The organism is Microcoleus sp. w2-18bC1 (genome assembly GCF_036700365.1).
GTDB lineage: Bacteria > Cyanobacteriota > Cyanobacteriia > Cyanobacteriales > Microcoleaceae > Microcoleus.
This window is the reverse complement of record NZ_JAUBOS010000008.1, coordinates 1-18,561: the sequence shown is the minus strand read 5'-3', so window position 1 is coordinate 18,561 and position 18,561 is coordinate 1. Positions and strand designations below refer to the sequence as shown.

10 protein-coding genes are annotated in these 18,561 nt (G+C 47.3%); 8 read left to right on the top strand and 2 right to left on the bottom strand.

The window, feature by feature from the left end; translation table 11 throughout:
- Nucleotides 1–13: 13 nt before the first annotated feature.
- From groL to QT979_RS07365, 5 genes are all read left to right on the top strand, one after another.
- Nucleotides 14–1,654: a chaperonin GroEL gene (gene groL / locus QT979_RS07385; RefSeq protein WP_333211804.1), complete on the top strand. Its 1,641-nt coding sequence runs from the start codon at nt 14–16 to the stop codon at nt 1,652–1,654.
- Between the two features lie 209 nt (nt 1,655–1,863).
- Nucleotides 1,864–2,229 (top strand): Tse2 family ADP-ribosyltransferase toxin, encoded by a 366-nt coding sequence (locus QT979_RS07380; protein WP_333308978.1) that lies wholly within the window; start codon nt 1,864–1,866, stop codon nt 2,227–2,229.
- Nucleotides 2,230–2,394: 165 nt separating this feature from the next.
- On the top strand, nt 2,395–2,769 hold the full coding sequence (locus tag QT979_RS07375; RefSeq protein WP_333308976.1) for a hypothetical protein: 375 nt from the start codon (nt 2,395–2,397) through the stop codon (nt 2,767–2,769).
- Between the two features lie 185 nt (nt 2,770–2,954).
- The gene (locus QT979_RS07370) at nt 2,955–3,617 is read left to right on the top strand and encodes a glutathione S-transferase family protein (RefSeq protein ID WP_333308974.1); all 663 of its coding nucleotides are present in this window, start codon (nt 2,955–2,957) and stop codon (nt 3,615–3,617) included.
- Nucleotides 3,614–4,042, top strand: coding sequence for a hypothetical protein (locus tag QT979_RS07365; protein ID WP_333308973.1), 429 nt, complete (start codon nt 3,614–3,616; stop codon nt 4,040–4,042). Before QT979_RS07370 ends, QT979_RS07365 begins: the two co-directional genes overlap by 4 nt.
- Before the next feature lie 259 nt (nt 4,043–4,301).
- On the opposite strand, the gene QT979_RS07360 is transcribed toward QT979_RS07365, so the two are convergent.
- Nucleotides 4,302–5,219 (bottom strand): SH3 domain-containing protein, encoded by a 918-nt coding sequence (locus QT979_RS07360; RefSeq protein WP_333213859.1) that lies wholly within the window; start codon nt 5,217–5,219, stop codon nt 4,302–4,304.
- Nucleotides 5,220–6,423: 1,204 nt separating this feature from the next.
- Between QT979_RS07360 and QT979_RS07355 the strand changes: the two genes are divergently transcribed.
- Nucleotides 6,424–7,305, top strand: coding sequence for a lysophospholipid acyltransferase family protein (locus QT979_RS07355; RefSeq protein ID WP_333213857.1), 882 nt, complete (start codon nt 6,424–6,426; stop codon nt 7,303–7,305).
- Between the two features lie 363 nt (nt 7,306–7,668).
- On the opposite strand, the gene QT979_RS07350 is transcribed toward QT979_RS07355, so the two are convergent.
- Nucleotides 7,669–9,078 carry a 2-polyprenyl-6-methoxyphenol hydroxylase-like oxidoreductase gene (locus QT979_RS07350; RefSeq protein WP_333213855.1) on the bottom strand — a complete coding sequence of 470 codons (1,410 nt, stop codon included), beginning with the start codon at nt 9,076–9,078 and terminating at the stop codon, nt 7,669–7,671.
- 399 nt (nt 9,079–9,477) lie between these two features.
- Here QT979_RS07350 and QT979_RS07345 point away from each other — a divergent pair, with 399 nt between their 5' ends.
- A complete protein-coding gene (locus QT979_RS07345; protein WP_333308970.1) occupies nt 9,478–12,579 on the top strand; it encodes an MFS transporter in 3,102 nt (1,033 codons plus the stop codon).
- Nucleotides 12,580–13,436: 857 nt separating this feature from the next.
- Nucleotides 13,437–18,053 (top strand): response regulator, encoded by a 4,617-nt coding sequence (locus QT979_RS07340; protein WP_333308969.1) that lies wholly within the window; start codon nt 13,437–13,439, stop codon nt 18,051–18,053.
- The last annotated feature ends 508 nt before the right edge of the window (nt 18,054–18,561 follow it).

Below are 18,561 nucleotides of genomic sequence, written 5' to 3'. Positions count from 1 at the left end.
ATCCCCAAAAACTATGGCTAAGCGTATCATCTACAACGAAAATGCACGTCGCGCCCTCGAACGCGGTATGGACATTTTGGCCGAAGCAGTGGCCGTAACCCTCGGCCCCAAAGGCCGTAACGTGGTTCTCGAAAAGAAATTCGGAGCTCCTCAAATCGTCAATGACGGTGTTACCATCGCCAAAGAAATCGAACTAGAAGACCACGTAGAAAATACAGGCGTTGCCCTGATCCGTCAAGCAGCTTCCAAAACCAACGACGCAGCAGGCGACGGTACCACAACAGCTACCGTTTTGGCTCACGCCATGGTCAAAGAAGGTCTGCGTAACGTAGCAGCCGGCGCAAATGCGATCGCCCTCAAGCGCGGTGTTGACAAAGCAACCACGTTTTTGGTAGAAAAAATTGCCGAACACGCCAAACAAGTAGAAGATTCCAAAGCCATCGCTCAAGTCGGCTCCATCTCTGCTGGTAACGACGATGAAGTCGGCCAAATGATTGCCAACGCAATGGACAAGGTGGGCAAGGAAGGCGTTATTTCCCTGGAAGAAGGGAAGTCTATGACCACCGAATTGGAAATCACCGAAGGGATGCGCTTCGACAAAGGCTACATTTCTCCCTACTTTGTCACCGACACCGAACGGATGGAAGCGATTCTCGAAGAACCCTTCATCTTGCTGACAGACAAGAAAATCGGCTTGGTACAAGACTTAGTACCAGTGCTCGAACAAGTAGCCCGTTCCGGCCGCCCGCTGTTGATCATTGCAGAAGACATTGAGAAAGAAGCTTTAGCTACCCTCGTTGTCAACAAACTGCGCGGTGTGTTGAACGTGACTGCTGTTAAAGCACCTGGTTTTGGCGATCGACGCAAAGCCATGTTAGAAGATATCGCCGTATTGACCGGCGGTCAACTGATCACCGAAGATGCCGGTTTGAAACTGGAAAACACCAAGCTGGAAGTAATCGGCAAAGCTCGCCGCGTCACCATCACCAAAGACAGCACCACAATTGTTGCCGAAGGTAACGAAGTCGCAGTCAAATCTCGCTGCGAACAAATTCGCCGTCAAATGGACGAAACCGAGTCTTCCTACGACAAAGAAAAGCTGCAAGAACGTTTGGCCAAATTGGCTGGTGGCGTCGCAGTCATCAAAGTCGGCGCGGCTACCGAAACAGAAATGAAGGATCGCAAACTGCGTTTGGAAGATGCGATCAACGCAACCAAAGCTGCTGTCGAAGAAGGAATTGTTCCTGGCGGCGGTACAACTTTGGCTCACCTGACTCCTCAATTGGAAGAGTGGGCTAATAGCACTCTCAAGGGCGAAGAATTGACCGGTGCATTGATTGTGGCACGGGCTCTGGCTGCTCCTCTGAAGCGGATTGCTGAAAATGCTGGTTTGAATGGCGCTGTGATTGCTGAGCGCGTCAAAGAAAAGCCGTTCAACGTTGGTTTCAACGCAGCGACAAATGAGTTTGTCGATATGTTTGAAGCTGGTATCGTTGACCCTGCGAAGGTAACTCGTTCTGCTCTGCAAAATGCCGCATCTATTGCTGGCATGGTGCTGACAACCGAGTGCATCGTCGTTGACAAGCCTGAACCGAAGGATGGCGCTGCTGCAGGCGCTGGCGGCGGCATGGGCGGCGGCGACTTCGATTACTAATCGATAGTCGATCGTTTGACGGGGCGGGCTTTAGGGCCCGCCCTGTTATTTTGGTAACGGTTTTTAGCATAGGCATAACTTTAGCTCTAAAGCGAAATTAACTAAACGCTCAATTTATAAGGCCCCCGTGCCTCTGTACTCAAACGCGAGGTTATACCCAAAAACCTAATCCTGCGTTACCAGTTAATTTTTTACTATGGAGCTTAAAGATGCCTAAAACACCCGTTGCGCTGTATCGACAGGAGAATGCTAGTTCACCTAGAATGGATAATGTCAGACCCAATAAAGATATTACCGTTTATGAACAGCAAGATGAATTATGGGTTATGCTTACTTTAGAAGAAGGAAGGTTGTCAGGAGGAATGTCTCGGTCAGAAGGAATATCAACCTTTGAGAGTCCAGGCTCAGGAAAAAATTGGTATAAATTAGAATTCGGCACTGACATTCCACCAGAATTGGAATTAGTGAATGACCGTGCTGGTCATTGGTTATTCAAGCCAAGTAGACCGATGACTCTAGAAAAATACAAAGAAGCACTTCACCTCATAGGCACATTTTTCTGTAAAATAGAATAAGTTAATAGGAGGTTGGTGTAAGTAGATAAACCCAACCTACTAATATAATTAATAGTATATTTGATTACTTTTTTATATCAAATTGCCTTTAGCAAAAAAATAACTTTTTGGGGATTTTAAACTCAAGTCGGCAAATGAGTATTTATTCTTACCAAGGCAAGTATCATGAATTTATCATTTAAAGATTTAAGGTTTATTATAGAAGCCATTGAACATCAAATCAATGCCTATAAAGAACGTTTGCAAGTAATAGAAGATGTAGATGAGGATGAGGCAGCCGATCTAGGGAACGATATTAAATTTTTAGAGCTTCTCCACGCAGACCTGACCACAACTTTAGAGCAGAATACTTCAGTCAAAACTTTAAGTTATGGTGAGGTTTCTTCGCCAGCTCAGAATGATAAATTTTCCGAAATATCCAAAAAAATATCGTTTCAAGAATTAGTTGAATTAACCCAGAAGTTGTCACTTAGTGAGCGATTATTTCTAGTAGAGGCGATTACCTCGTCTGTGCGTCAGGAAGTCACTATTAGCCAATAATTAGCCAATTAAAGGAGCTTTAGAAGTTGGTGGGGATGATATACTGATTAATCGTAAAGTGAGCAGAGATCAGGCAAATGTCAGCCACCATAACAATTAGCAGCAGCGAAATTCGGCAGATATTAAAAAATTAAGGTAATTTTTATTTAGTTTTTAAGACGTTTTAATAACCACCCCCACCATTTATGAAACTTTACCACACCCCAATTTCCCCTAACTCCCGCCGCGTGTGGATCGCCCTCTTAGAAAAAAACCTCGACTTTGAATTAGTAGAAATCCACTTGGACGGCGATCACTTGCAGCCTGAGTTTGTGGCAATGAATCCTTTTCACCGCATCCCTGTTTTGGTCGATGATGACTTCACTGTCGTCGAGTCTTTAGCAATTCTTGACTATCTAGAAGCGAAGTATCCAGAACCGGCAATGCTGCCGAAAGATCCGCAAGATTTGGCAGTTGTGAAAATGGTAGAATTGGTCACGGTTAACGAACTTGCGCCGGCACTTTACCCCCTCAGCAGTGAAAAAATGGGATGGGGAACTCCCCAAGCGCAGGAAATCGCAAAGGCTAAGGAAAAAGTCAATACAGTATTGAAATTCTTTGAAGGTTTGTTGGACGATCGCCCTTTTTTCGCTAGCAACAGTGTCACGTTTGCCGAGTGCGTTGCCGGTACCGTCGTGCCCTTGCTATCTTGGGTTGGTGTGTCCATAGACGGTTATCCAAAAATTCAAGCTTGGTGCGATCGACTGCTTGCCCGCCCCTCATGGCAGCAAACTCAATTCACCGAGGCAGATTTGGCGGCTTTCGCATCTCGGAGACAAAAGTTTCTCGCACAATCTGAAGCCTCATGAACCAATCAACACTCAAGCGATCGCTTTTTTTCCTAGCTGTTTTTGCCTGCATCCAAATTCCCATTGCAGCAATGGGGCAGCCCGCCGCCCGATCAAACTACGAACCAATTAACGTCAAACAGTTCCTGGGCGATCGCAAAATTACCGTCTCCAGCCCCAAAGATATCGCAGTAAAACTCTTTAGCAGTGACCAAGAATCTGAAGGCAGAAAAAGCGACCAAATTTCGGTTGAATATCCCACGCGAGAAACAGCAGTTATTGTGCATACTGTCATCGGTTTAGCTGACGATTCTGTGGCCGGAATGCGACACCGCATCGAACTCGGACTCAGGGAAAATAAGTGGGAAATTGTCTGGATTGGCCGACAATCCAAGTGTCAACGAAATCGCGGACACCAAAATTGGGCAAGCGGGCGCTGTCAGTAAAAAGGTCGATCGGCTTTTTGATTACATTCATTCGCCCTGCGTGGGTTGCGAGGAACGAAGCTAGGGCTTGACGCTACCGACGAAAAACAGAGGCCCAGAAAGATTCGCTACCGCTGGCTGCCTGCAGAAATAAGTTATTCCTGCGTAAGTTCAGGAAGCAGTCTGGGCTCCGCGTTGTTCCCTTGCTGCGCGACAATCTTAAAACTATTTTCGGTGTCGATCGCTCTTTTAGACTAAAAGAGCGATCGAACTCAGAAGTTTACTTGCACATGATCAAATTTCCAGCCGAGATGAATCCCGGCACAGGGCCTGAAATCTCAAGCCAATTGCGCTCTTCTCCATTCTTATCTTTCACTAATTGGAAATTGGGAACAAGCGTTACTTGACCGTTAGCCGCTACGCTGCCTTTAACAGCAGAAGTCTTTGAAGGCTCCGCGCGGATAACTAGACCCTTCGGCGCTACGCGAGGTTCTACTTGGCGACACAGACTTACAGGGCCCACTGCTGGTGCTGGTGCTGGTGCTGGGGCTGGTGCTGGTGCTGGGGCTGGTGCTGGGGCTGGTGCTGGTGCAGGCGCTGGTGCAGGCGCTGGTGCAGGCGCTGGTGCAGGCGCTGGTGCAGGCGCTGGTGCAGGTGCAGGCGCTGGTGCAGGCGCTGGTGCAGGCGCTGGTGCAGGCGCTGGTGCAGGTGCTGGTGCAGGTGCAGGTGCCGGTGCAGGTGCCGGTGCAGGCGCTGGTGCGGGACTTGGGGAAGGAGTTTGACTAATTGTGCACGAACCTAAATTACTTTCGTCGTTGGGATAGCCACTAGCCACATACCCTGTGACGGGAGCGGTAATTTGAATCCAGAGGCGACCGTCGGAGGCTTTAACAGAAGTAGCACCTTGGGACAGTGTTACCTGTGTGTTAAGTGCTACTCCGCCAACTCTAGGGGATTTGGGGTCTGGGTTCTGACGAACCGTCAAACCTTCTTTGGGAGTGACTTTGCGGCAAAGGTTGCCAGCCTGGGCTATTTGAAACGTGGCGCTATCTTCAAAGGAAATATTTTCAGCATCTTGACTGACAGTGGATGTTGATGGGGCGGCAACAGCGATGGCATTCGCCTGCAAACTTCCGGCTACGATCGCGATCGCGCCCAGCAATGCAGCGGGTTTATTCCAGCAATTCAAGTTTTTCATCCGTTCAAATCCTCACTTAACCACAATAATTATCTTAATTGCAGGTCAATATAGCAAAAAAATCGATTTGTCTTCCACAAAAAAGCTTTATATAACTTTTTTATGACCGCAAGTCAAGTTTTATTGATATTATTTAATGTTTGGTGAGTTGAGCGAAGAGACATAAAGCTGCTACGCCTATAAATGGCTCATTATGGCAGAGCGGGATAGGGGGAGAAGGCCAGAGTGTCCGAGTCGGGGAATGGCAGAGGGGGAAAGCCAACAGTTAACTGCTTAAATGCGGGACAGTTTACTAGGAATCAAAGTCATGTGTTGTCCGCCAATATCTTGTCAGGTGTTCGTTAAACCATTTAGCTGCCTGTTGTTGCAGTTGAGTAATATGGGGCTACATTTCAGGTGAATTCTTGGCAGCTTCGAGAGCGAGATTGTGCTGGAGATGCTCCAAGATTCAGATTGACCAAGAATTTCTTGATGGTGCAAGCCCCCGGATTTATCCGTGGAATCAATCCCAAATCGAAAATCGAACATCCTCAAGCCCCCGCATTTATCCGTGGGGTCGCCTCTAAAATCTAAAATCTAAAATCTAAAATCGATTGACAGGCGATTGGCGCGATCGACCCCATCGTCGCAGTGGGGTGTCGGAAGCCGGATACAGTTCTTCGATCTCGCTGACATAACTCCATTGTCGATCGTACCTTACTTAAAATTGTGGTAAACAGCACCAATCGCTAGCATTGACCCGAGGGCTGGCGTCAATTTGATAAAATCTTCCAAAACGGAAACTTATCGGCTTGAGGCACAGTTGTGTTTTTCTGGCTAAAGTCGCCCCGCCATCAGCGACAGTTGCTGTAGCTGTTTGCAACCGATTTTGTTCCTGTGGAGACAACCAGCACAAAACCTCCGAACAAAAGCAGCCCGCTCACATCAGAAACCAAATATTTGCGCCAATTCTGATTTAATTATATTGCTATAGCAACCGCACTCGATGTTTAGGAGGTTTTCAATTGCTAAAACTAATGCGGTGATTCCTGCGGAATGGGAGCATATTAATGATAGGAAAAATCTTGTTTTGGGAGGGCAATCGGGATTAGCGCAGGCACAAGGAGAGGAAAAGCCCAACTAATCTCCTCCCTTCTTCCTTCTTTCCGAAATAACTAAAGCCTTCTCTCTTCGAGAGTTAAAGTTTTCTTCCTTCTACTATATAATGACCAAAGCGTTAAATATTTTTGCAGTGACAATAACTACTAACAAAAAAGACGGCAAATCCTCTAAATATCCCTTTGATGGTCTATCTTTAGACGATCGCAATCCCGACTTCATTCAGCTTTTATTGCCATTCTGGGAATGGCTGTACCGCTACTACTTCCGCGTACAAAGCGACGGCTGGCACCACGTACCCGCCAGCGGAAAAATGCTTGTGGTTGGTTCTCACAACGGGGGACTTGCCGCTCCAGATATGTTTATGTTCCTATACGAATGGTTCCGCAGGTACGGAACGGAACGCTTGGCCTACGGATTGATGCACCCAACGGTTTGGCAAGTTTCTCCTGATGTTGCTAGCATGGCGGTTCAGTGTGGAGCCCTCAAGGCGCATCCGAAAATGGCGATCGCAGCCTTGCGGAAAAATGCCCCAGTTCTCGTCTATCCGGGCGGCGCTCAAGATGTTTTCCGCCCCCACCACTTGCGCGATCAAATCTACTTTGCCGGACGCAAGGGATTTATCAAATTAGCATTGCGAGAAGAAGTACCAATTGTACCAATTATATCGCACGGTGCTCACGATACTTTGATAGTTTTGGCAGATTTGTACGAACAAGCAAAGCAATTGCATGAATTGGGAATGCCGTGGCTATTTGGCATCGATCCGGTGGTATTGCCCGTGTATTTGGGATTGCCTTGGGGGTTGAGTATTGGGCCTTTGCCAAATCTGCCTTTACCCGTGCAAATTCGGACTCGCGTGTGCGAACCGATTGTATTTGAGAGGTATGGTTCGGAGGCGGCGCGCGATCGCGATTATGTTGATGCTTGTTTCGAGCGAGTTACTGCCCAAATGCAAGAACAATTAGATTGTTTGGCTGGCAAGTAACAATTGCACAACTCTAGATTATTCTCTGCAGCAGAAACCGATTTTTTTTACTACAAAATAGCGTGAGTCGCGAGGGATATGGGTAAAAAAACTGGTTTCTTGACTCTTGTGGGTAAGTCGTGACTGCAAACAGTTTTTGAAATAAATCATTAGATTTATTTCAAAAACGGACAATTGCGGTACTAAATCGGATTTTACCCATCTTAATTACGTGAAATACCCGAAAACCGCAGTCGCCAAAGTGATACTTTTTATCATGCAGGTTGTAGCGGACATCATATCAGGTTAAATCAACGCAGGTGAAGAGGATTTCATCTGCGTTTATCTTCCTTACTCGGCGGTGAAAAAATAGACTTGGCAAAACTAACCTGATTCTGTATAAACTCTTGATCTTAATTCTGCGTTCTGTCGAACGGTGACTAATTGCCCGATCGCCTTAAGCGCAATACTGGGAGAAAAAAGTACAGCCGGCGACTCAATCATGTGCACAACTTCCACAAATGCTTGACAAACCTTAACATCTCCGACCAGCACTTTTAACACCAAATCCATGTAATCAATTGTCAGTCGCGTAGCAAGGTTTAGTTTTGCACCTGTACTTCCCGGATAGCGAGAGTCCTGACTGATCGCAAACATCCAAGGAAGAGTGTGTAATTTTGCTAGTTTTTGTTGAAATTCTCGCGCAAGGCCTGTTAAATCGCCTTCTGGATACCGCTCTCTTTGCTTTTGCAAACATTCATCTAGCATCTGAGCATCCAGTGCAGCAACCGTCATTCCGTGTCCGTATATCGGGTTAAAAGCGCAAACTGCATGACCAATAATTATTAAGTTTTCAGGAGAACGACGGAGGCGCTCGTAGTGGCGCCAACGATTTTCTGTACCTCGATAGCTATAAATAGGTGTTATTGCTTCTGCATCTTTAATCGCATCATAAATTGTCGGGGTTGGCAGACTGCGGGCAAATTTTACAAAACCTGCTTCGTCTGTGGGGGGATAATCGCGATCGCCCCCGTCGAGAGTCACCAGCCAGCGATTGCCTTCGATCGGAAAAATTGCACCGCCACGAGTGCGAACTGGCGGGGCTAGTGACACAAATACTGGCGCTGTTTCTGACAATTTACCGCTGCATTTATAGATGCGGCTGGCATAGCCGACAAAAGCATTGATAACAGTTTCTTGCGGAGGTTCATATCCCAAACTTTTCAACCATTGAGGTGTTTTGGAAACTTTGCCGCCAGCATCGACTACTAAATCTGCATACAAATTCTCTGTATGGATGTTACCAGCGTTGTGGCGATCGCGAAAACGCACCGATACGCCAGCAATCCCCGCGCGCGAGGTATTCGCCAGCAACCCCGTTACTGTGCCTCCTTCGAGAAAATGCACCTTTGTATTTTCAGCCAAGCGGCGGCGAATTTGCCAATCAAGTAAATCCCGACTGAACAAAATTAAATCATTTAGATCCGGGCTAAAGTGCGGGGCCCAACCTGCCGGACTAAACCACCCGATCGACCTCGGATCTAAACTAGGAGCACCAGCAGCTACCAGTTCGTTTTCCAAGCCGGGAAAAAACTCTTCGAGAATGATTCTCCCCCGATTTAAAAGGATGTGAAGATGACGGGATTGAGGAATACCGGGGCGAGGTGCGGGTTTTTCTGGAAAAAAATCTCGTTCAACAATACTTACTCGGTCGAAGTGTTTTGCTAATACTCTAGAGGCCAACAGTCCTGCTAAACTGCCTCCAATAATAATTGCATGACTTTCTTGCTGCACTATCGAATTCCTTGAAAGCTAATTTGTTATGGCATTGGTTGATGAATTGTGAACATTTTTTCTGGACTTCGGTACCAACTCTTAATATCGCTCGACCAAAGATTTTACTGTGCGAGAGTTTTAACCCGACTTACCATTACTACCATCTATCTCGGAGGCGCCGCAGCGCACCTTACTCATAACTGAGAACTAACAACTTCACAACTGCCAATTTACATAGCACAAATATTCCTAAAGTGACAGCCCGCCGCAGACATATTTCTACACTTCCGACTGTAGGGGGATGCTTTAGCTCGACAATAAGGCGATGATTGCCATTGGGGGCATGAGTCTAAAACTATACATTAGTTAACTGGCGCCAATGAGCGCGCGCACCCACTCCTTAACGAGGAATATACTATGTATCAAAATTTGCCAATAAATCCACAACTGTATAACATCGGGTTCTGGCTGGCCCAAGTGCCAGTAGACCAGACTACAACAACAAACAGAGTAGAAGACGCAGCACTCCTCTATTCCGGGCCACAATTTTTTATCGCCTTGATAGCTGGAGTCGTGCTCGCCTGCGCTTTCCAACTCTTGCTAACAAATTTATCAGTAGCTGCAGGTCTTTCGTACATGGGACAATCCCACGACGACGACCACCACTCGGATAGCGGCAGCCCCCCAGTCCGCCACATCGGCCGAAAAGTAGGCACTTGGACGCTGATTACCGTCACCATCGCCCTATTCTTCGCTTGCTTGCTAGCAGTTAAGCTTAGCTTGATTAGCAGTCCCGGTTTAGGTGCGATCGTCGGTTTAGTCGTCTGGGCAACCTATTTCTCAATGCTTGTTTGGGTGAGTTCCACCACCGTCGGTTCCTTGATTGGTTCCGTCGTCAACACCGCGACATCAGGCTTTCAAGCCATTGTCGGCACCGCAGCCTCGGCCATCGGCGCCAAAGCAGCCAGCAACCAAGTCGTCGCCACAGCCAAAGCAGCAGCAGCAGCAGTGGGCCATGAACTCGGTAGCGCGATCGACCCCACAAGCTTGCGAGAAAACGTCGAAGACTACATCCAAAGCCTCAAACCGCCAGAATTAGACATCAAAGGGATGCGTAGCGAGTTTGAAAAATTGCTTAACGATCCGCAACTAAAAACTATTGCAGCCGAAAATTTGCCAAATCTCGATCGGCAAACTCTCGTAGATTTAGTAAGTTCGCGATCGGACTTATCAAAACGCGACGTAAACCGGATTGTAGACCAACTTCAAGATGCTTGGAAACAAGTAGGAAAACAAGGGCAGCAATCAGACGGCATCGCCCAATTAGTAGACTATCTCAAATCTGCCAAATCGGGAGATTTGGTCTCAGATAAATTGGCAAGTCGGGTAGAAAAAGCCCTCAGCAATCTGGGCGGTCAAAATTCTGGACAAAGCCCGACCATGATGTCCCAAGCAACGACAATGGCAGTCAATGCTTTAATGGGAATAGTATTGGGTCGAACGGATATTTCTGACTTGGATGTGGAAAAAGTAGTCGGTCAGCTCAAAGAAGCTAAAGAGAAAGTTACCCAGCAAACTGATAAAATTACCGCTCAAGTCAAAGGCGAACCCGTAACTTACAGCCCAATTCGTGCGGACGTAGAAAACTACCTACTCAACACTTATTCGTGGCAGATGAACCCCCAAGCTATCGAGCGCGAATTTCGGGACGTTCTCTACGATCCTACAGCCGATCCTGGAACTGTGCGCCGGGAATTAGAAAAACTAAAACAGTCTAATTTTGCCGAAATCCTGGCCAGTAGAGGCGTTTTTACCCAAGAGAAAATTAAAGAAATTTCCCAGGAATTAGAATCAATTAGACAGCGCGTTTTACAAACCGTTATCTTTGCCGAGGAGCAAGAAAAATCTCGCGATTTGCAGTGGCGGTTGGAAACTTATTTGAAGCTGACGCCGAAAGAAGAACTGACAGCAGCAGGTATCGGGAGCGATTTCAAAAAAATCTTAGAGGATTCCGACGCTAGTTACGAACAGTTGCGCGATCGGCTTTCTCCTTACACCCGCGACAGTTTTGTGCAAATTCTCCGAGGCCGCGAAAACTTTGGATTCCAGGAAGTAGAACAGATTGTTCAAGAGTTAGAAAGGACGCGAGATGTAGTTTTAGCAGATTCTAAAGGTCTGCAAGAAGCAGCGCAAGCCCGACTAGACAACCAGTGGCAAAGAGTACAAGAATACTTGAAGTCTACGGGCAAAGAAGAACTTAATCCCGAAGGCATCAAGCGCGATTTGAAAACGCTGCTGGACAATCCGGAAGCGGGAATGTGGGCGCTGAGAGCTAGAGCTTCTAAGTTCGATCGCGAAACTTTGGTAAAATTGCTATCTCAGCGGAAAGACCTCAGCGAAGACCAAGTAAATCACCTTCTCGACAGCGCCGAAGAAAATTGGCACAGCGCGGTGCATGCGCCGCAAAAGTTGGCCGAAAAAGCTAAGGATCAGTACGACAATACAACAACCGCCCTTGCAGATTACCTCCGCAATACGGGCAAATCAGAACTCAATCCTGAAGGGATTCAGCGGGATTTGACAAAACTGCTGCAAAATCCCAAAGAAGGAGCTTTAGCGCTGCGTGGCCGTCTGTCTCAAGTCGATCGCGATACTTTGGTAAAACTGCTTTCTCAGAGACAAGATTTGAGCGAGGAACAAGTCAATCAAATTATCGACCAAGTGCAGGAAACTCTTGGGTCGATTGTGAAAGCGCCGCGCCGTTTGGCAAAGCGGATGCAAAGCCAAGTACACGATTTTCAGAGTGTTTTAGAAGATTATTTGCGTAATACGGGCAAGGATGAATTAAATCCCGATGCCATCAAGCGCGACTTGCAACTGCTGCTGCATGACCCGAAAGTCGGCGCTTACAGTTTGGGCGAGCGCTTGTCGCACATCGATCGAGCTACAGTGGTTTCTCTGTTGTCTCAGCGGCCGGATATTTCTGAAGCAGAAGCCAATCGCATTGTCGATGGGATTTTGTCGGTGCGCGATGAGTTCGCAATGCAAATTCAGAAAATACAGGAGGGTATTCAGTCGGTAATTGACGGAATTCTCGGAAAAATTCGGGATTACCTCAATTCGCTCGATCGCCCTGAACTCAACTACGAAGGCATTACGCGGGACGTGCGGAAGTTATTTGACGATCCGCAAGCCGGATTTGATGCTTTGCGCGATCGGCTGGGTCATTTCAACCGCGATACTTTAGTAGCATTAATGAGCTCTCGCGAAGACATTTCCGAAGCAGATGCCAACCGCTTAATCGACCAAATTGAAAGAAGCCGCAACACCGTCTTGCAAAGAGCAGAACGCTTGCAGCAAGAGGCACAGCTTCGCCTCGAAAGCATCAAAGTGCAAGCTGAAAAACAAGCCGAAGAAACCCGGAAAGCAGCAGAAGTTGCCTCTTGGTGGCTGTTTTTCACCGCTCTTACTTCGGCGGCAGCAGCAGCCGGCGCCGGTGCTTTAGCCGTCATCCGATAAAAAAAACTCAAGTTGCGATCGGATTGCATATAGTGCCTGATGTGAGTTTCTACTGACATCAGGCACTAATGTTAGTAAAGGATGTGATCGGGGAGTGGGAACTGGTTTTTATTAATTTGTTAGTACGGGTGAATAATGTTAGGGTAAACCAGTTTCTACCCGTTTTTTGAGGCTAGTGCCAACGGTGAATCTATACATTTTAGTTAACAGTTTTGATTAATTTAAAATAGAAAAGTGAAAAGCCGATTTTATTGATTGTTGTCTATTTTATTTGCAGATATAATAAATAAAAAGTCGCCGGATATTCATTGCCTCTGCTATCACAATTTTTGAACGGGGTTCAGGCTTGCAGGCTGGATTTGCTTTGAGGCATATTCTACAACTGTTGCAAGGATTACTGAAGAATGACAAAAATCAAAACAGTTATTGGAGTGAAAACCTTTTGGCAAAGCAAACTTCGCGGACCAGTTCCCTCTCTCCTCAATATTTTTTAGGTACAATAATAGAGAGGGTTCTCCACCCAGCACGCCTGTTCTCCCAACTGCCCACCTCCCTGGCTGCGTCAGTATCAAACGCGAATTGTTTTGAGTTCTATCGGCGGTTTATGTTGAAGATGCAGATCGTCAGGTTATAACTTGTAGGTCATAGGTTGTAAATAATATGGAACTAAAGCTGTGAAAATACTACACTGACTGTGGGGGGCAACATACCGGATACCTTGGAAATACCAAGGGCTTTGCTTTCGTCAGCCCAGAAAAGTCCAAACACGCAGGCCCTGCGATCGCCAATGCTAAACAACCTACGTCTCAAATCTCTCCTGGCTAGTTGCCTATTAGCACCGTGAGGAGGGCGACGCCATGCAACTCCGAAAAAAAACACTATTAATCATCGGTGCAGCGCTAATCAGCCTGATTGTGGTTCTCTATGCCACTGCATCAACTATTTTGCTGCATGATTTTCACAACCTGGAGGCACAGTACGTCCGCCAGGATGTCGCACGGGCTTTGGACGCATTAGATGATGACTTGTCGAATTTAGACACCAGCGCCCAAGATTACGCCGAGTGGGACGATACTTACTCTTTCGTAGAAACACGGAACGAAAATTTTGTCAAGTCAAATTTTGTCGATTCGACATTTATTTACTTGAGACTAAACTTATTGGTACTGCTGGACTCCAACGGTAAGACGATCTTCAGCAAAGGTTTCGACCTGAAATCCCAAACAGAAATCCCGATTCCCGAAAGCTTAAAACAGCACTTGACCGAGGCGCTACTACACTCATCGACAGTCGAGGGCGATCGCCCCGCGGCCAAAACAGGCGTCCTCACCTTGCCAGAAGCCAGACTGCTGATTGCCGCCAAGCCCATCTTCAACAGCAACGCCCAAGGCCCGTCGCGGGGAACGCTGATCTTGGGACGCTACCTCGACAGCAGCGAAATCGGTTTGCTTTCAGAACTGACTCACCTGTCAGTGGATTTTAGATTGCCGAGTTTAGATTTTAAAGTGGGAGCCGCGAACTACTCCGGGCACAGCGCCAAGGCGCTGGCTCGATCGAGGCAGGAGTTGGAAAATGTCAAACTCAAAATTTCCAACCTCAAATCAGTAGAAATTTTAGTCGAGCCACTCAGCGACAGCTTAGTCGCAGGATACGCCCTGATTCGTGACATCCACGGGAACCTAGCGCTGCTGCTGCGAGTAGAGACAGATCGCATCATCTACGGCCAAGGTCAGGCTACCTTGGAGTTGTTTACCTTATCAATACTGGCAGTAGGTTTAATATTTAGCGCCATCACCCTGCTGTTGCTAGAAAAATTAGTCTTGGCGAGATTGGCTTCCTTGAGCACCAGCGTCAGCAACATCGCAGCCAACGGCGACCCAAGCTTAAGAGTTCAGATGGCCGGAGAAGATGAGCTCGCAAGCTTGGCCGACGGCATCAACCGAATGCTAGAAGCATTGGGCAATTCTCAAGTCGAACGTAATGAAAGCGAAGACCGCTATCGGTTGATGGCCGAAAACTCAACCGACATGATCACCAGACACGACCCCACAGGCGTGTTTGTCTACGTCTCGCCCGCCAGCCGGGCTTTACTGGGATACGAACCTTCGGAACTCATCGGCCGCGTCCCCAAGGATTATTTTCACCCCGACGATTTAGAAACCATTGCCAAAGCTCACTGGAAAGTCCTGGCGCTCCCAGTTACTTACACCGTCAGCTACCGCATCCGCCGCAAAGACGGCAAATACATTTGGTTTGAAACCACCGGCCGCACGATTAGTGATCCCCAAACAGGCGAAGTCCAAGAAATTATCGGCATTTCCCGCGACATCAGCGTGCGGAAGCAAACTGAACAAGAACTGCGAGAAAGCGAAGCTGCAATCAAAGCTTTGTACCAAGTGACTTCGGCTCCCCGTACAGACCCGCTCAACCACCTCTCTACATTTGATTTGCGCCTCCAAGAACTGCTGGCAATGGGATGTCGGCATTTAGGTCTGTCGGTGGGAATTTTGTCCTGCATTGAAGCCGACAACTATCAAATAATGGCTGTTGAGTGTCCCGACGGGTCGATCGTCAAAGACCAAATCTATGATCTGGAAAAAACTTTTTGCGTCGCTACGTCAATGGCAAAAGAACCGATTTACTTTGAGTCGGTGCGATTTTCGGGTTTTTCCTTCAACAGCGACGATCGAGCTTTCTCCATCGAAGCTTACATGGGCATTCCCGTCACGGTGGGAGGTGAAGTTTACGGCACTCTGTGCTTCTTTTCTCCGACTCCTGTGACAGAACCGTTCCGAGCTGTAGACAGAGAGTTGGTGAAACTGATGGCTCAGTGGGTGGGAAGCGAACTCGAACGCCAGCAAACAGACGTAGATTTGGCAAAAGCTCGCGATCAAGCACTGGCGGCTACTAGAGCCAAAAGCGAATTTTTAGCCACCATGAGCCACGAAATTCGCACTCCGATGAATGGAGTGATCGGCATGACCGGTTTGCTGCTGGATACCCCCTTAACTCGCGAACAGCGCGATTTTGTAGAAACTATCCGCAGCAGCGGCGATGCCTTGCTGACTCTGATCAACGATATTCTAGATTTCTCGAAAATTGAGTCGGGCAAATTGGACTTGGAGGAACATCCGTTTGACCTTCGCACTTGCATTGAGGAATCTCTAGACTTGATAGCTGCCAAGGCGGCAGAAAAACAACTGGAAGTGGGTTACTTGATCGATCGTACAGTACCCGCAACGGCGATCGGCGATAGCACCCGCTTGAGGCAAATTTTAATCAACTTGCTCAGTAATGCGGTTAAATTTACCGACGCTGGAGAAGTGGTGGTTTCGGTGACTGCCAAAAAGATTTCAGTACCGGCGGCTAAGGCTAAAGAACCGCCATTAATTGCTGGCGAACCGATAGCAATTAACCCAGCATACGAAATACATTTTGCGGTCAAAGATACCGGTATCGGCATTCCGAGCGATCGCATGGATCGGCTATTTAAATCTTTCAGCCAGGTGGATTCTTCAACGAGCCGGCAGTACGGCGGTACCGGATTGGGTTTGGCAATTAGCAAGCGTTTGGCCGAAATGATGGGCGGCCGGATGTGGGTGGAAAGTATGGGTAGTGTCGCGGGCAATCCTCCTGCCGATTTTAGATCATCGGCAGTTTTTGATTTGGGATGGGCAGAATCTTGCGAAATTGCCGAAAAATATGGCTATGGCAAATCTGTACTCAGCAACAAGCCGATCAGCCAAAATACGCAATCCGTTGGCTCTACTTTTTATTTTAGTACGATCGTTTCTAGCTGCAAGAATTCCTTACCACTTAACTTGAGCAATTCTCAACCGGAATTAGCTGGCAAGCGAGTCTTAATTGTCGATGACAATGCTACTAACCGCAGAATTTTGACTCTCCAAGCTCAGTCTTGGGGAATGGTGGCTAGGGCTTCAGCTTCGGCTCGTTTGGCTTTAGATTGGCTGGCTGCTAAAGAGATGTTTGACTTGGCAGTTTTGGATATGCAAATGCCGGAAATGGACGGGTTGGCTTTAGCGGCGCAAATTCGCCGGTATCCTGATTGCGAAAAGTTGCCGTTAGTGATGCTAACTTCGATCGGCAGGCAAGAAATTAACCCCCCGGCTATGGAGATGGATTTTGCTGCTTTTTTGAATAAACCCATCAAACAATCTCAGCTTTACAATGTTTTAATCAATATTTTTGGAGAACAGACAACGGAATTTAAAGGGCAGCGCACTAGCGGGCCTTTCTTACAAACCATACCCGTGCTGGCCGAGAACTTACCTCTGCGGATTCTGTTGGCTGACGATCATTTGGTGAATCAGAAGGTGGCTTTGCAAATTTTACAGCGGATGGGGTATCGCGCGGATGTGGCGGGAAACGGTATCGAAGTACTCGAAGCTTTGCGCCGCCAGCCTTATGATGTGGTGCTGATGGATGTGCAAATGCCGGAAATGGACGGACTGGAAACTACCCGCCACATCCGCGAGCAATTTTCAGCAGATTTAACTTTAGAAAATCCCACGGGAGAATCAGAAGTTTCCGCAACTGATGAGCCATCTAATAATCTAGACTGGACTAAAAATCCCACGGGAGAATCAGAAGTTTCCGCAACTGATGAGCCATCTAATAATCGAAAATCCCGAACCCAAAATCCCAAATTGGCGGATGAGGAATCTAACAATCGAAAATCGAAAATCGAAAATCGAAAATCGACTGAGGAATCTAACAATCGAAAATCGAAAATCGAAAATCGAAAATCGACAAGACCTTGGATTGTGGCGATGACGGCAAATGCGATGCAGGGCGATCGCGAAGAGTGTATGGCGGCGGGGATGGACGACTATTTGAGCAAGCCGATCGCAATTGACCAGTTGGTGCGAGCTTTGCTCGCGTGTAAATCTCGATCGAACTCTGCATTCGATCGTCTGCAGCCGATCGTTTGTTTGGATGCCTCGGCGGAACAGATCGAAGGAACGAGTGAATTACAAGTGCGATCGAATGTGGCTGTTGCGGGAAATCCACAACTGACAATTCCCAATTCGCCGGCCCTCGTCGATTCTGGTGCATCAAATCTCGATCGGGCTTTGTCACACAGCCACGATTCCCTCAGTGCCAAGATTATAGAGGGACTGCGAGAAGTGGAAGCTTTGGACGAGGCGATCGAGATTTACCTCGAAACAGCTCCCGAACTACTGCGAGGCATCTCTATGGCTCTGTGCAACGCCGATCCGCTGGCTTTGCGGCGATCGGCTCACTCTTTAAAATCGATTAGCGGTACTCTCGGTGCTTTTCGCTTGTATGAGCTGTGCGAGGAACTCGAAATCATGGGCCGCATGGGAACAAATGCTAACCAGCCTTTACCTGATCCGGCCTGCGCGCTTTTAGAAGAGGTTGAGGCGGAGTATCAAAGAGTCGAAACGGCGTTGAAAATAGAAATGCAATACAGCGAAACAAGGACAGAATAATTAACAATTGATAACTAACTATTTGAAGCGAAACAGATATCATGGATCACAATCTAGTTGCTAATATAGTAATATTTTCTGTATTACTACCTTGTACTTTGTACATTGCTTACGCCGCGAAAGTAGCCCTCAATCTCAACCTCGATCTATTCGGTGCAGGTCACACCCCTGCGAAATTAGAAGAGATATCCCGTGGAATCATTAAGTGTAAGTGGTTCCCTAATTCCCACCACTGCCCCGGAAATAATCATGTTAAATAATCAGTCATAAGCTGTTGTGCATTTAACAATAGTCAGGACAGTTTTTATAGGGCCCAGTGGCTTAGGCTCTCTTGACTTCGCAGCCCCTGTGGATAATTAAATCAATGTCAGCTCCACCCCTGACGCGGCATTTAATTCGACTTTTTTATACTCCTTGCCCCGCGTAAGCTTTTAGGAATGAAAAATAAATAAGTTGATTAGTTATCGGTTATAATGAAAAAAGTGTGAGATTACAATTTTTACCAAAA